Source organism: Pragia fontium DSM 5563 = ATCC 49100 (assembly GCF_900112475.1).
GTDB lineage: Bacteria > Pseudomonadota > Gammaproteobacteria > Enterobacterales > Enterobacteriaceae > Pragia > Pragia fontium.
Genome location: NZ_FOLW01000008.1, coordinates 156,234 through 171,859, shown reverse-complemented (window position 1 = coordinate 171,859; position 15,626 = coordinate 156,234). Strand labels below are relative to the sequence as shown.

10 protein-coding genes are annotated in these 15,626 nt (G+C 43.2%); all 10 read left to right on the top strand.

From position 1 onward, the window contains the following. Positions 1–2: 2 nt before the first annotated feature. Positions 3–1,346 carry a replication-associated recombination protein A gene (locus tag BMZ28_RS12710; RefSeq protein WP_126468267.1) on the top strand — a complete coding sequence of 448 codons (1,344 nt, stop codon included), beginning with the start codon at positions 3–5 and terminating at the stop codon, positions 1,344–1,346. Between the two features lie 107 nt (positions 1,347–1,453). After that, on the top strand, positions 1,454–2,746 hold the full coding sequence (gene serS, locus BMZ28_RS12705) for a serine--tRNA ligase (protein WP_047781367.1): 1,293 nt from the start codon (positions 1,454–1,456) through the stop codon (positions 2,744–2,746). A gap of 541 nt (positions 2,747–3,287) precedes the next feature. Further along, entirely contained in the window at positions 3,288–5,729 is a 2,442-nt protein-coding gene (locus BMZ28_RS12700; protein ID WP_074823654.1) for a DmsA/YnfE/YnfF family dimethyl sulfoxide reductase, read from the top strand. Positions 5,730–5,739: 10 nt separating this feature from the next. Then, a complete protein-coding gene (locus BMZ28_RS12695) occupies positions 5,740–6,360 on the top strand; it encodes a DMSO/selenate family reductase complex B subunit (RefSeq protein ID WP_074823649.1) in 621 nt (206 codons plus the stop codon). Position 6,361: 1 nt separating this feature from the next. Beyond that, entirely contained in the window at positions 6,362–7,216 is an 855-nt protein-coding gene (locus BMZ28_RS12690; RefSeq protein ID WP_074823645.1) for a DmsC/YnfH family molybdoenzyme membrane anchor subunit, read from the top strand. A gap of 71 nt (positions 7,217–7,287) precedes the next feature. Then, positions 7,288–7,929, top strand: coding sequence for a Tat proofreading chaperone DmsD (gene dmsD / locus BMZ28_RS12685; RefSeq protein WP_248296107.1), 642 nt, complete (start codon positions 7,288–7,290; stop codon positions 7,927–7,929). 425 nt (positions 7,930–8,354) lie between these two features. Beyond that, positions 8,355–8,981 (top strand): response regulator transcription factor, encoded by a 627-nt coding sequence (locus BMZ28_RS12680; RefSeq protein ID WP_047781363.1) that lies wholly within the window; start codon positions 8,355–8,357, stop codon positions 8,979–8,981. 5 nt (positions 8,982–8,986) lie between these two features. Then, positions 8,987–12,544 (top strand): ATP-binding protein, encoded by a 3,558-nt coding sequence (locus BMZ28_RS12675; protein WP_074823643.1) that lies wholly within the window; start codon positions 8,987–8,989, stop codon positions 12,542–12,544. A gap of 161 nt (positions 12,545–12,705) precedes the next feature. Then, a complete protein-coding gene (locus BMZ28_RS12670; RefSeq protein ID WP_175474941.1) occupies positions 12,706–13,158 on the top strand; it encodes a DUF1090 family protein in 453 nt (150 codons plus the stop codon). 72 nt (positions 13,159–13,230) lie between these two features. Next, positions 13,231–15,546 (top strand): fimbria/pilus outer membrane usher protein, encoded by a 2,316-nt coding sequence (locus tag BMZ28_RS12665; RefSeq protein WP_074823641.1) that lies wholly within the window; start codon positions 13,231–13,233, stop codon positions 15,544–15,546. The last annotated feature ends 80 nt before the right edge of the window (positions 15,547–15,626 follow it).

Here is a 15,626-nt window from a genome sequence, read left to right as displayed (position 1 = left end):
TGGTGAGCACTCTTTCACTCGATTTTTCTCAGAATGAATTTCAACCGTTGGCGGCGCGGATGCGCCCCCGTACGCTCGCTGAGTATATTGGTCAGCGCCATCTTCTCTCTGCGGGTAAGCCATTACCGCGAGCAATAGAGGCCGGTCATTTACACTCAATGATTCTTTGGGGGCCGCCGGGCACCGGTAAAACCACGTTAGCTGAAATTATTGGTCATTATGGTAATGCTGATGTGGAACGCATTTCAGCAGTAACCTCGGGTATTAAAGAGATTCGAGAGTCGATTGAGCGTGCTCGCAATAACCGCGATGCTGGCAGAAGAACGATCCTGTTTGTGGATGAAGTTCATCGTTTTAATAAAAGCCAGCAGGATGCCTTTCTGCCGCATATTGAAGATGGCACCATTACTTTTATTGGCGCAACCACCGAAAATCCATCGTTTGAACTTAATTCGGCACTGTTATCCCGCGCCCGAGTTTATCTGCTTAAATCGTTAGATGGCCCAGATATTGAGCAAGTCTTGTTGCAGGCCATGCAGGATAAAGAGCGTGGCTACGGTGAACAGAATATCGTGTTGCCGGATGAAACTCGTCGCATGCTATCGGAACTGGTTAATGGTGATGCGCGACGCGCGTTAAATAGTTTAGAAATGATGGCGGATATGGCTGAGATTTCTGCCAATGGTCAGCGAGTATTAACCCCTGAGCTATTGAAAGAGATCTCTGGCGAACGTAGCGCACGCTTTGATAACAAAGGTGACCGCTACTATGATTTGATTTCCGCACTGCATAAATCAGTGCGCGGTTCCGCACCTGACGCTGCACTCTACTGGTATGCACGAATTATCAGTGCGGGAGGCGATCCACTGTATGTCGCCCGTCGTTTATTGGCAATTGCATCTGAAGATGTGGGTAATGCCGATCCGCGCGGTATGCAGGTGGCTATTGCGGCTTGGGACTGCTTTACTCGCGTTGGCCCGGCAGAAGGGGAAAGAGCGATTGCTCAGGCGATAGTGTATTTAGCCTGCGCACCGAAAAGTAATGCGGTTTATACCGCGTTTAAGGCGGCGATGAAAGATGCGCAACACGGCGGTGATTTTGACGTTCCTGAGCATCTGCGTAATGCGCCAACCAAATTGATGAAAGAGATGGGGTTAGGGGCAGAATATCGTTATGCTCATGATGAGCCTAACGCATACGCTGCCGGTGAGAGCTACTTTCCCGCTGAAATGAGCGGTCAGCGCTATTATTTCCCTGAACCGCGTGGGCTGGAAACCAAAATCGCTGAAAAGCTGAACTGGTTGGCTGAGCAGGATCAAAATAGCTCGATAAAACGCTACCGTTAACCTTTGGGTTGCGGTAAGGTAATTAGCGAAAACAGTATGTCGCGCTGTCAGTTAGTCAGCGGGCATGAATCTTGATTAATATTAAAATACATAGGCATAGGATTAGCATGCTGGACCCGAATTTATTACGTAATGAGCTGGACGCAACGGCGGAAAAACTGGCTCGCAGAGGCTTTAAACTGGATGTGGATACTTTACGTAAGCAGGAAGAGCGCCGTAAAGTTTTACAGGTAGAAACAGAAACCCTACAAGCTGAACGTAATGCTCGATCCAAGTCCATCGGTGATGCTAAAGCGCGCGGTGAAGATATTGAACCACTGCGTCGTGAAGTGAATCTGCTGGGTGAAAAACTGGATGCAGCGAAAGCCGATCTTGAGAAGTTACAGGCAGAGATTCACGATTCAGTTTCAATTATTCCCAATATTCCAGATGAGTCAGTACCATTTGGTAAAGATGAAAACGATAATCTAGAAGTGAGTCGTTGGGGAGAACCGCGTAAGTTTGATTTCCCGGTTCGCGATCACGTTGAGTTGGGTGAAACCAACGGTGGTTTGGATTTTGCCGCCGCGGTGAAATTAACCGGCGCACGTTTTGTGGTGATGAAAGGGCAGATTGCCCGTATGCACCGTGCACTGGCTCAATTTATGTTAGACCTGCATACTACCGAACATGGGTATACTGAAATGTATGTCCCTTATCTGGTTAATCAGGCGACATTGTTTGGTACCGGTCAATTGCCTAAGTTTGGCGAAGATCTGTTTCATACTCAACCGCTGTCTGAAGAGGCTGAAACCAGCAACTATGGTTTAATTCCAACGGCTGAAGTCCCTGTGACCAACTTGGTGCGCGGTGAGATTCTTGATGAAGATGTTCTGCCGCTAAAAATGACGGCTCATACGCCATGTTTCCGTTCTGAAGCAGGTTCATACGGTCGCGATACTCGCGGTCTTATCCGTATGCACCAGTTTGATAAAGTTGAGCTGGTACAAATTGTTCGTCCAGAAGATTCCATGAATGTATTGGAAGAACTGACCGGTCATGCGGAAAAAGTGCTTCAACTGCTGGGTTTACCGTACCGTAAAGTTTTACTGTGTACCGGTGATATGGGCTTTGGCTCAAGCAAGACATATGACCTGGAAGTTTGGGTACCTGCCCAAAATACTTATCGCGAGATTTCTTCATGTTCTAACATGTGGGATTTCCAGGCGCGCCGTATGCAGGCTCGTTTCCGCGGTAAGAATGACAAGAAAACCACGTTGGTTCATACCTTGAATGGCTCTGGTTTGGCGGTTGGCCGTACTTTAGTGGCGATTCTGGAAAACTATCAGCAAGCCGATGGTCGTATTGAAGTACCGGAAGTGCTGCGCCCATATATGGGTGGTTTAGAATATATCGGTTAATCATACTGATTTTATTTTTGGTTTAAAAAAGGCCCTGATTTTCAGGGCCTTTTTATTTTCCGCATATTAAGCATGTACCTTTTAATTTTGGCCGCTAAATTTACTATATAAAAAATATCGTTATTTTATTGAATTCAATTTCTTATTTGATATTAAAATATTTTTATTTTGATAACGGTACTCATTATCTTTTATTAATAGACTAATAACACAAATTGTTAGCGTGCGTAATCAATTTTGTAGCTGTGATGTTATCTATTGATCCGCATGCATTACGCTGATGCTAAAGGCATTACTAATCCCTCTATCATTGATTGAGAGCAATATTCAGGCTCGGTGATTAAGTAATATGATTAATCTAAATTAGGAAAGATTAATAACAACGACTCTTATTCCTTCTCAGATAAACGCGATGTATTTATCTGGCTTGATAGCTTCCGGCACTAATCACTTTCCTATTACCTGTTTTTTCTAATGACAAAATTTTAATAAAAATAATTTAACTCAATTGACTCTTTAATGATAAAGCAATAGGTGACTTATGAGCCTTGACGATCAGAACAGCCCGGTATTGATACCAGTAAGCCGACGTAAGTTCGTACAAACCAGCGCACTGGGTGGTTTAGCCGCGGTGGCCGGTGGTGTTTCTTTACCCTTTGGTTCGGCTAATGCTGAAGAAATGAATGGAAAAAATGCTGCAACCGACGAAAAGCTGGTTTGGAGCGCCTGTACCGTGAACTGCGGTAGCCGATGCCCATTGAGAATGCATGTAAGTAACGGTGAAATTAAATACGTTGAAACGGATAATACTGGTGAAGATGTTTATCAGGAATTACATCAGGTTAGAGCCTGTTTACGCGGTCGTTCAATGCGTCGTCGGGTATACAATCCCGATCGCCTGAAATACCCCATGAAACGAGTAGGCAAGCGCGGTGAGGGTAAATTTAAGCGTATCACTTGGGAAGAAGCCTACGATGAAATCGCCAATAATCTAAAGCGCATCATTAAGGATTATGGTAACGAAGCGGTTTATCTACAATACGCCACCGGCACGCTGGGTGGAACGGTTACCCGTTCATGGCCACCGGGTAACTCGCTGATTGCCCGCTTAATGAATTGCTGTGGTGGTTATCTGAATCACTATAACACTTACAGTACGGCGCAAATTACCACGGGATTGAGCTATACCTACGGTGGCGGTTCCGGTAACAGTATTTCTGATATTGAAAATACCAAACTGGTGGTGATGTTTGGTAATAACCCGGCAGAAACACGGATGAGCGGCGGTGGGATTACCTATTTGTTGGAGCAGGCACGCGAACGCTCCAATGCAAAAATGATCGTTATTGACCCCCGCTATTGCGATACGGCTGCCGGTCGAGAAGATGAGTGGATTCCTATCACGCCGGGAACGGATGCGGCATTGGTTGCCGGTATGGCTTACGTCTTAATTACTGAGAACCTGATTGACCAGCCATTCCTCGATAAATATTGCGTTGGCTTTGATGAAAAAACGCTACCGGAAAGTGCGCCGCGCAATGGTCACTACAAAGCTTATATTTTGGGTGAAGGTGATGATGGTATTGCTAAGACCCCTGAATGGGCGGCAAAAATTACCGCTATTCCTGCCGAGCGAATTATCAAATTAGCGCGTGAAATCGGGACGGCGAAACCGACCTATATTTGTCAGGGCTGGGGGCCGCAGCGCCATGCTAATGGTGAAATGGTGGCTCGGTCTATCGCCACCTTAGCCTGCTTAACCGGTAACATCGGGATCAGCGGCGGTAATACCGGAGCACGTGAAGGCTCTTATGCTATTCCATTTGTTCGTTTTCCAACCTTAGAAAACCCGGTTAAAGACAGTATCTCTTTTTTCCTGTGGACCGATGCCATTATGCGCGGCGCAGAGATGACTGCTACGCGTGACGGGGTACGAGGCACTGATAAGCTGAAACAACCGATTAAGTTTATCTGGAACTATGCCGGTAACAGCATGGTTAACCAGCATTCAGATATCAACAGCACGCTGAAAATTCTGGAAGATGAAACCAAGTGTGAAATGATTGTGGTGATTGAAAACCATATGACCGCCAGCGCTCGCTGTGCTGATATTTTGCTGCCAGATTTGACGACATCAGAGCAGATGGACTTCTGTCTGGATGCTTCATCCGGCAATATGGGCTACGTTATTTTTGCTGATAAAGCGATTGAACCACAGTTTGAATGCCGCTCTATTTATGAAATGACGTCTGAGATTGCGAAACGCATGGGCGTTGAACAGCAATTTACTGAAGGGCGTACACAGGAAGAATGGTTACGTCATCTGTATCAACAATCCTGTGAGAAAGATCCACTACTGCCAACGTTTGAAGAATTCCGTCAAATGGGGGTATATAAGCGTAAAGATCCGAATGGTCATTTCATTGCTTATCAATCCTTCCGGGAAGATCCTGTTGCTAATCCATTGAATACACCATCAGGAAAAATTGAAATTTATTCTGAGCGTTTGGCTGACATGGCAAAAAGCTGGGAGCTGCCTAAAGGGGATGTTATTTCACCTCTACCTATTCATGTGTCTACTTTTGAGGGTTCAGATGATCCGCTGAGGAAGCAGTATCCTCTCCAGTTAATCGGTTTTCATTATAAAGCTCGTTGTCACTCAACCTACGGCAATATTGATGTCCTTAAAGCAGCGGCTCGTCAGGAAATCTGGATGAACCCAATCGATGCACAACAACGCGGTATCAAAAACGGTGACATGATTCGTATATATAACGGTCGTGGTGAAACGCAAATTAATGCCAAAGTTACTCCCCGCATGATGCCCGGAGTAGTGGCATTGGGCGAGGGGGCTTGGTATTCACCCGATGCAAAAGGCGTTGATCATGCCGGTAGCATTAATGTGCTAACCACGTTACGACCTTCTCCTCTGGCGAAAGGTAATCCGCAACACACTAACCTTGTTGAAGTCGCAAAAGTTTAAGGAGCCATCAATGACAACGCAATATGGTTTTTATATCGATTCAAGTCGTTGCACGGGCTGCAAAACCTGCGAACTGGCCTGCAAGGACTATAAAGATTTAACGCCGGACGTTAGCTTTCGGCGTATTTACGAATATGCTGGCGGAGACTGGCAGAAAGACGGTGATGTGTGGCATCAGAACGTATTTGCTTACTATCTATCTATTGCCTGTAATCACTGTGACGATCCGGCCTGCGTCAAAGTCTGCCCAAGCGGAGCGATGTATAAGCGGGAAGATGGCTTTGTACTGGTTAATGAAGAAGTGTGTATTGGCTGTCGCTATTGCCATATGGCCTGCCCATATGGTGCGCCGCAATATAATGCGGCTAAAGGTCATATGACCAAGTGCGATGGTTGTCATGAGCGGGTGCTTAATGAAGGCAAGAAACCGATCTGTGTTGAGTCTTGTCCATTGCGAGCTTTGGATTTTGGTCCAATTGAAGAACTGCGGGCAAAACACGGCAATCTGGCGGCGGTGGCACCACTCCCGGCAGCCAAATATACTCAGCCGAATATTGTTCTAAAACCAAACGCCTGTAGTCGCCCGGTAGGTGATACTACCGGTCATTTATCCAATCCGAAGGAGGTTTAATATGGAACTGGGATGGCATGAATGGCCGTTAATGTTATTTACCGTACTGGGGCAGTGTGCTGTCGGTGGATTCATTGTACTGGCGCTGGCGTTATTATGCGGTAAAACCGATGAGCGCCAGAGGAAATCGATTCATCGGGGGATGTTTTTTATCTGGGTGCTGATGGGCATCGCCTTTTTGGCCTCGGTAATGCATTTAGGCACCATGAGCCGAGCATTTAACTCGTTGAATCGTATTGGCGAATCAGGATTAAGTAATGAGATTGCCTTTGGTTCGATATTTTTTGCCATTGGTGGTATTTATTGGTTAGTTGCCATACTGGGCAAGATGCCTAAAGCCTTGGGTAAAGTATGGCTGGTTATTGCCATGATTGCCGGTGTGGCGTTTGTTTACGCTATGTGTCGGGTCTATCAAATAGAAACGGTACCAACTTGGGATAACGGCTATACCACGCTGAATTTTTTCCTGACAATGTTGATTGGTGGCTCACTGCTGGGGAGTATACTGAAAAATAGTGACGGCGATTGTCGTGGTAAAGGGCTGGCGGCGATCGGCGTTATTGCGTTAATCATCAGTGCCTGTTCAGGGTTAATGCAGGGGAGTGAACTGGCGAGTTTACACAGTTCAGTCACCTCCGCCACCGTATTGGTTCCACAGTATGGCCAGTTAATGACACTACGTTTGGTGATGGTGGCTGCTGGCTTGAGCTTATGGATTGTCCCTATGCTGTCAGAAAAGCGGGCAGGAACTGCAGTTATGATGCTGGGATTTGTTCTGGTCGTCTGCGGTGAACTTATTGGACGGGCAGTATTTTATAATTTACATATGACGGTTGGCGTTACCTTTGGTGGATAACGAATGATATTGTGTGCGGTAGCAAATAGGCTGCCGCACGCTTTTTTCTCTAAATAAGACAAAGGTTATTTATGCGTTCTCTTCCTATGCCGAGTTTGGCAGATATTGATGATATTTCATTAACTGGCCGGATGTTGGGGGCTTTATTGTATTATCCTCCTGAACAGCAAGATGTGCTTTCTTTGCTAGCATGGTTGAACCATGATGGCTGGGTTGATGAGTGGCCTTGTGGAGCGAGGATTGATATTCAGCAGGCAGCGGTTTTAATTAATTTAGGTTTAGCCGAGGGAAGCCGCCCATTATTATCTGAAGAGTTTCAGCGTCTGTTTATTGGCCCTGATTCGTTACCGGCACCGCCTTGGGGCTCAGTTTATTTAGATCGTGAGAGTGTTATTTTTGGCGATTCTACCCTTGATTTACGTCGCTGGCAGTCAACATTAGGGATTGAAGTACAACAGCAACATCGTGAACCGGAAGATCATATTGGTTTATTGTTGATGTTGGCGGCATGGTTAGCTGAGAATCAGCCGGAGCAAATCGGGACGTTACTGGGTGAACATTTGCTACCGTGGAGCCATCGTTTTGTGGCGCTGTTGGAGGAAAAGACTGAACATCCGTTTTATCAGGGGATAGCTCGATTAACCCGAGTGACGTTAAATGATTGGCAAGCTCGCCTGCATCCTACCGTTATCAATAAAGATATCTTTTTCTAGTGTTTAGGTGGTTGATTATTTCGCCTTCTCATGTGAGTTAATTTCGACTGGCTGACTTGGTTTTATATATTCAACCGCAACATATTATTCTTATCATGATCCTGTTTTGGCAAAGAACTGTTAGCTAACTCAATGTATTAAATATCATTTTTCCAGATGCCCGATATAGGGCTTAATCGTTCACTATTTGAAATTGTTTAATGTCACTTTTTCCATGATAGGTAAAAAACTAAGCAACATTTTTAATTTGTTGCTTTTTACTTTAATTTGATATTTAGATTTCATTATTTCATTGAAAGTCTCTTTTTATTTCATTTATCATTATTTGTCTTTTCTGGTGGGTAAAATAAATAATTACTTATTGAGTATTTATTTTTCATCAATTAACATTATTATTATAAACAGCGCATAATATGGAGATTGCGATGGTTAATGTGTTGATTGTAGATGACCATCCCGCGATTTGTTTTGCCTTGAAAGCGGTATTGGAAGCAAATCATGATTTTTCTGTTCAGTCAGTTACTGATGGTATTAAAGCAATGAGCTTTATTAAAGATCATGATGTTGAAATTGTTGTTCTTGACATTTCTTTGGCGGTTATGGATGGGATGGAAATTCTCAGCCGCATTAAACAGTTTAATGAAAAGATAAAGGTGATTATTCTCACCGGGCAAAATCCGGAGATTTATTCTGAACGTGCTTTACGTGCAGGAGCTGATGGATTTGTTAGTAAAGATTATGACTTAAAGCAGATAGGCCAAATTTGCCAGCAGGTTATTGATGGCTATAGCTGTTTTCCGTCCTTTTGTTTAAAGCGACTGATTTACTATGCCTCTCACCATAATAATATCAGTATGATGGAGAAGCTGTCCGATCGTGAAATCGCCGTACTACGCTATTTAATTGAAGGGAAAACCAATAAAGAGATTGGTGACCTACTTTTATTAAGCAATAAAACCATTAGTACTTATAAGTCTAGGTTGTTTGAAAAAACCAATACCACAGATCTCAATGAACTGAAAAAAATTATGGAAAATGAGTATCAGGGATAGTACTAATGCTGCATCGTATCGTTTTGTTATTATTGATATTTATCAATTCGCTGGTTGTTCTGGCAAATGATAAACCTCAAGGTTCCACGGCGGCTTTTAGTGAGTTAAGCCTGTTGGGACGAACGCAAATCACTTTGTTTGATATGGAGCTAACGCCGGATGAATGGGCTTGGTTACATAAAAAACGCATCATGAAGGTCGGCGTTTATGCTTATAACTTCCCACCTTATGATATTACCACTGAACATCGGGATTTTACCGGTGTCAGTGCTGACTATTTGGGGTTAATAGCCTGGAATTTAAACGTTAAGCCAAAGATTTTCTATTACTTAAATTACGCAGATATGATAGCGGATTTAAATAGTGGGAAAATTGATTTGATTATTAATGCAGGCTATGACGAAAAAGAAACGTATAACTTACTATTAAGTCGTCCCTATATTACTAATGTGCCATCAATTGTTGTTAATTTAAATCCTGACAGAGAAAATAGAGAAAAGGTTAATGTTGTATTATCACCTGTCTATGCCAACGTAGAGGCAATTCGGCAATATTATCCTAATGCTAATTTTATTACCTTTAATTCCGATCGTAGGGCATTAGAGGAACTCTCTTTTAAACATGTTGATATTTTTATTGGTGAAGAGAATTCGGTGCAATATCTGATTAATCAATCTAATTTGAATAATCTGACGATGTATCCATTACTGGATTTTAATTTGCCCGGATTATCATTTGCAGCGATAAATGATAATAAAAAACTAATCAATATTATTAATAAAACCTTAAGCGTTATTCCTGAAAACATTCGGGTGGATATTCAACGTCGTTGGAATGGAGGCATTCCTTTATCTTTAAGCGATAGCCATCCGTTTGTTACCTCACTTGAGCGCAAGTGGATAGATGAAAACAAAGAGGTGCAGGTTGTTATTGGTGAAGAGATACCTCCCCTCTATTTCTTTGATGCTAAAGGGAAACTTCATGGCGTAGTTGCCGATATACTGACAGCAATCACTATCCGTACCGGACTAAAGTTCAAGGTAACTAAACTCCAATCATCGCAGAAAGCATTGGAGTACGCACGAACCGGCAGCAATATTGTTATTGGTGGCATCACCTTAGATTCTGCACTGCCTAATGATTTATTAGCAACCCGATCATTTTTTCTTAACTCCAGAGTATTGGTGGGGAAGAAGAATAGATTTAGTCGACAGTCGGTGCCTAAGACTATTGTCATTATGGATGGCTATCCGTTAGATAATGACTTAACCGATGCCTATCCAGGGAGTCGGATTATACGGGCTTCAACGTTGCGTATTGGGCTAGATTGGGTAAAAGATGAGAAGGTGGATATGATGGTTCTGCCTCTCATTAGCGCTGACTTTATGTTGCCGCGATTTTATGCCGATAGTCTGGAGATTATTGCTAGCCTTGACCGCGATCCTGCCAGTTTTGTTTTGGCAGTATCACCAAAGAATTATCCTTTGGTCACTATTTTAGACAAAGCGATTTTAAATATTCCACCAGAAGATTTACATGCGGTTATCAGCAATTGGTATACCAACACCAATTTATTTAACACCATTAATGAGGCTTCTGCGGTTAGCCCATCCAGATTTAATCTGGCATCTTCGGTGCTTAACGGTATTTTAATCATACTGTTATTTATCGTCATCGTTTATGTCTATCGCCAGTATCATGCGATTAAAAGGGAGGGCAATCATATTCGACAAACGTTGTTAGATGCCATTCCTCTCCCTGTTTATATTATGGATTATCAGGGAGGGTTAACTTACGTTAACGAGCGTTTCTTAACCGAGTTGAATTTGACAAAAGAGCAGACTATTGGGCAGGACTTTACGCTATTGCCGGACGGATTAGATGGAATGAAGTCGGTTCCTCTTTCGGTTAATTTTCAAGAGCCCGTTTTTATTACTAAGCAGGTTAATCTGCATGATCAACTTCACACTATCCATCAGTGGAACCAGTTGTTTTTATCACCTTCCGGGGATGTTTGGGGTTATATCGGTGGCTGGATTGATGTCACGGAAAGAGAAAAGCTGATTATTGAACTTAAGCATGCCAAAGAGATTGCCGATAAGGCGAGCCGGGCAAAAAGTACATTTTTAGCCACCATGAGTCATGAGATTCGTACGCCGTTAGGGGCGATTATCGGCATGCTTGAACTGTTATTACGGCGAAAAACCAATGAATCTGCCGATTGGGATTCGATCAGAATTGCTCATGATTCAGCGCTATCGCTATTAACATTAATTGGCGACATATTAGATATATCAAAAATAGAATCGGATAAATTTATGCTGCGTCCTGAACGGGCCAATATACGTCAGCTTATTGAATCCGTTGCGATGATGTTTGAAGGGGTCGCTCGCCAGAAAGAGTTGCAGTTTCAGTTAGAGATTGATGCTGACATTATCGATAATGTATTAATCGATCCTATGCGCTTTAAGCAAATCTTGTCTAATTTACTCAGTAATGCCATTAAATTTACTGAACGTGGGCGAATAGTATTACAGGCGCATTTAATCAATAGCAATCATGAACAGCTTGAGCTGCATATTGTGATTCAAGATACGGGGTGCGGTATTGATGAACAGACCCAATCACGATTATTTCAGCCTTTTGTTCAAGGGGATGAGCGTTCATATCAGGGAACCGGATTAGGGCTGTATATTTGTCGAAGTCTGGCACAGATGATGGGGGGCGATATTACTTTAAGCAGTCAGATTGGTATCGGTACGGAAGTCAGCGTTATTCTATATTTATCGCGTTTAGCAAATACCGGTCTGGTTAGCCAGGCTTCTGAAAAAAGTAAATTACCTGTCGCCAGCCTGAACATTCTTATTGCCGAAGATCACCCAGCCAGCCGTTTATTACTGATGAAGCAGCTTCAATATTTAGGGCATCATGTCGAGTGCGCCGTAAATGGCCATAATGCGCTGGCGATGTTAAAAACCCATAAGGTTGATTTATTAATTACCGACTGTTCTATGCCAGAGATGGATGGTTATACCCTGACTCGCTATATCCGTCAGTTGGAAGAAAAGCAGAAAACTAAGGCGCTGACAATATGGGGTTTAACGGCGAACGCCCAAAAAACCATCCATGACAGTTGTCTGGCGTCTGGAATGAATGATTGCTTATTCAAACCGATTAGTCTGAATGCGCTGGCCGATAAATTGAGCGAGCTATCGCAGGAGCCAGAACCTACCTTTTCTCATTTTGATCCCAGTGAATTACTGATTGAATTAAGTAATGTGGAGACTCGCCAGCAATTTATTCAGCTATTGACAGAGACGTTATCTCAGGATATTGCCACGTTATCCGCCGCTCAGCAGAGTGCCCAGATAGATGATGAATTAGTTCGTCAAACTTTACATCGCATTCGAGGTGGATTGCAGTTAATTGGGGCAAAGTCGTTAATTAGTCAATGTCAGCGCTTGGAACAACAGGAAGCACCGTTAACCGCAGCTAGGGTTTCTGAAGTCTATAATGAGATAATTATTTTAAAACAAGAGCTTGAATGTTTTTTGATGCTGTAAATGACAGGGACTACAACTTTATCATCCGTTCCTACACGACCTTTAGGAAGCCGGAGCGTTGATGAGACTGACATATAACCAGTATTGTTAAGTCTCAGACGAATAGAGAGGAATAAACCTTTTTATTCAATAAATTGAATATGTAAAACAAGGAGTTTGTTATGAAGAGCATTAAGAAATTAAGTTTAATTCCATTGGTGTTGGCACTGACTGCTGGTTACTCCACAATGGCTAGCGCATACGAAAATTGTAATGCTAAGCGCGCTGCTCTTGAAAACCAAATTCGCATCGCTCAGCAATACGGTAATATCAATAAAGTTAATTCTCTGAAAAGAGCATTGGCTAACGTGAATGCTTACTGTGTTGATAACAATAACAGCGGCAATGTAACTCAAAGCTTAGAGAAGAAAGTTCAAAAGTTAGAGGAAAAATTGGCTGATAAGAAAAGCGATGTAGCGGAAGTTAAAGCTGATTTGAACAAAGCTAAAGCGAAGGGTGATGCTAAGAAAGTGGCTAAGTACCAGGCTAAATTAGCAGAGAAACAAGCTGAAGTGCAGGCAGTTCAGCAAGAGCTGAAAGCTGCTCGTGCAGAGTTAGCGGCATCTAAGCGTTAATTCGCTTATATTTTAACTTAATATAATAGAGATACCGTCATTTATGACGGTATCTCTATTTGTGTATCCAGTATGCAGCTAACTCGTTCAATCGCTTTTGCCAGTTGTTGGCTCACTATTTCTATGGGTTCTGTTAAGGCTCAAATGAATAATCAGTGGGTTATCGTCAATAACCTTGATATGGGGCAAATAGAATTAGAGATTACGGATGATCTTCCTTGTCTGAAGCGTTCATTGCTAGAGACTTGGGGCGTGAAACCGGCATTCTCATCTAAATTTAACTTTACGCCTTCAGGCTGCCTGCCTAAGGATGAACTGGATCGTTTGAATATTTTTTATTTCAACGACGCCTCTGTTTCACTAACGATAGTTGATATTCCCCAGACGCTCATTGAGTCACAAAAAGATAAAATTGATATAAGTAGCTGGAGTGATGGAGTTAATGCTTTATTTGTTAATTATCATCTCAACTATGCTTTTAATGAAGGGGAGGCTTTTCAGTATCAGGAGAATAACAGCAGCACTTATGTAGAACTAGAGTCTGGCTTAAATCTGGATGCTTGGCGACTACGCCATCATTCTACCATTTTTCGTGATGCCTATGGTGACCATGGCTCTTATAGTCGTGATATGTATTTAGCCAGGGATATCAAAAGCATCGGCAGCAGTTTGGTATTGGGCGATGCCAATACGCCATCCAACCTGTTTAAAAGCCTGCCGTTTCGCGGAATCATGTTAAAAACCGATGAAAAAATGCTGCCGGACAGTTGGCGTTCTTTTTCGCCATGGTTAAAAGGTTTTGCTAACAGTAATGCGGAGATAACCGTAAGGCAGAATGGCACCGTTATTTATCAAACCTTTGTTCCGCCTGGGGCTTTTATCCTTCGTGACGTTTCTCCGCCAGAAGTTGATGGTGATTTGGAGATGACCATTAAAGAGAGTAACGGGACCGAAACCGTCCGTTCTCTACCTTATACGGCGCTGCCGAATTTGGTTCACTCGGGAAATTTTAGCTATCAAACTATTGTCGGGACTTATAAACCCTGGCGGGGGAGTGATGATGAAGAACCCCGATTTACTCAAGTGGCCGCTAACTGGGGACTACCCGGTAATATTTCATTGTTTGGCGGTGGCATTAAATCTGATATTTACCAAAACCATGCGATAGGCTTGGGTAAAAATCTGAATCAATGGGGAGCGATTTCCATTGACTATAGTCAGAGTAAAGCCCAGCAGCCTCGGCGAGCAGAAGACGATAAGGGCGGTATGTATCGGCTTCGCTATGCTAAAGCCTTCTTTAGTGCTGAAACCAGTTTAATGACGCAGTTTCGTTATTATCCTGCCGGGCAACGTTATCGGGATTTTGATCGGGCCATTACTCAGCAAAAAACCTGGTGGTGGGATTGGGATGACGGGGTGTGGGATGGTGAGGAAGAGGCTGAAAAACGCTATCGCTGGGAAGTTAACTTAAACCGAAATTTAACTGAAAAAGCTAACGTTTACCTCACGCTTTATCAGGAGACCTATCGGAAACAAGATCATAATAAAGAAACCAGCATTTCGTTTGGTTTTTCAGATGAGATTAATGATATCAATTATAACGTATATGCGAGCTATAACCGCTATCCCGATCAGGACACGACATCTGAAATTAATGTGAGAGTCAGTATTCCATTGAATATATTTGATTCAAGCAACATGAAGCTGAACTATTCGCAAACGGCTGCCCATAATGGCTCACAGAACCGTGACATAGGCATAAGTGGTTACGCCCTGGAGAATTATAGTCTTGGCTATCAGCTAGGCACCCAGCATGATTCGCGCTACGGTGATAATGTGAATGGCAGCATTCAATATCAACATAATGCGGGTCAATTGAGTTTAGGGGCGACTAAAGGCAGTGCAGTAACCCAATATAATGCCGATATTGAAGGAAGTTTAATGGCTCATGCCGGTGGTATTACGTTGGGGCAAAGTCTGGGAGAAACCATGGGATTGGTTGAGGTTACCTCTACCAAAGATGTTGGCGTCAATAATCAGTTTGGTGTGACGACGGATAGCCGGGGTTATGCGTTGGTGAGCTATCTGACACCTTATCGGGAAAATACGCTTAGCGTTGATGACTTTGATTTACCTGAAGGCATGACCATGACAGAGTCGTCCACGAGTGTGATTCCCACTCGCGGTGCTGTTGTTTTTGCGAAATTCACGCCGGATAACAAGCAACAGCAACTCATCAGACAGTCAGCCATTGATGAAGCGATTAATTTTGATAGCCAGGTACAGGAGGCGATAAACAACGGCTCTGAACGTGAATCTAAGGAAAACCATCAGCAACAATCTAACCGAAGAGCGGCTATTGATGCAGCACTCAATTTTGGACAATAGCTATTTGAATGACTGTGGTCTGAAAACAGGGGGGAGTTAGAATGATGATTAACTTTAGAATCAGCCTGACTATAGAAAGA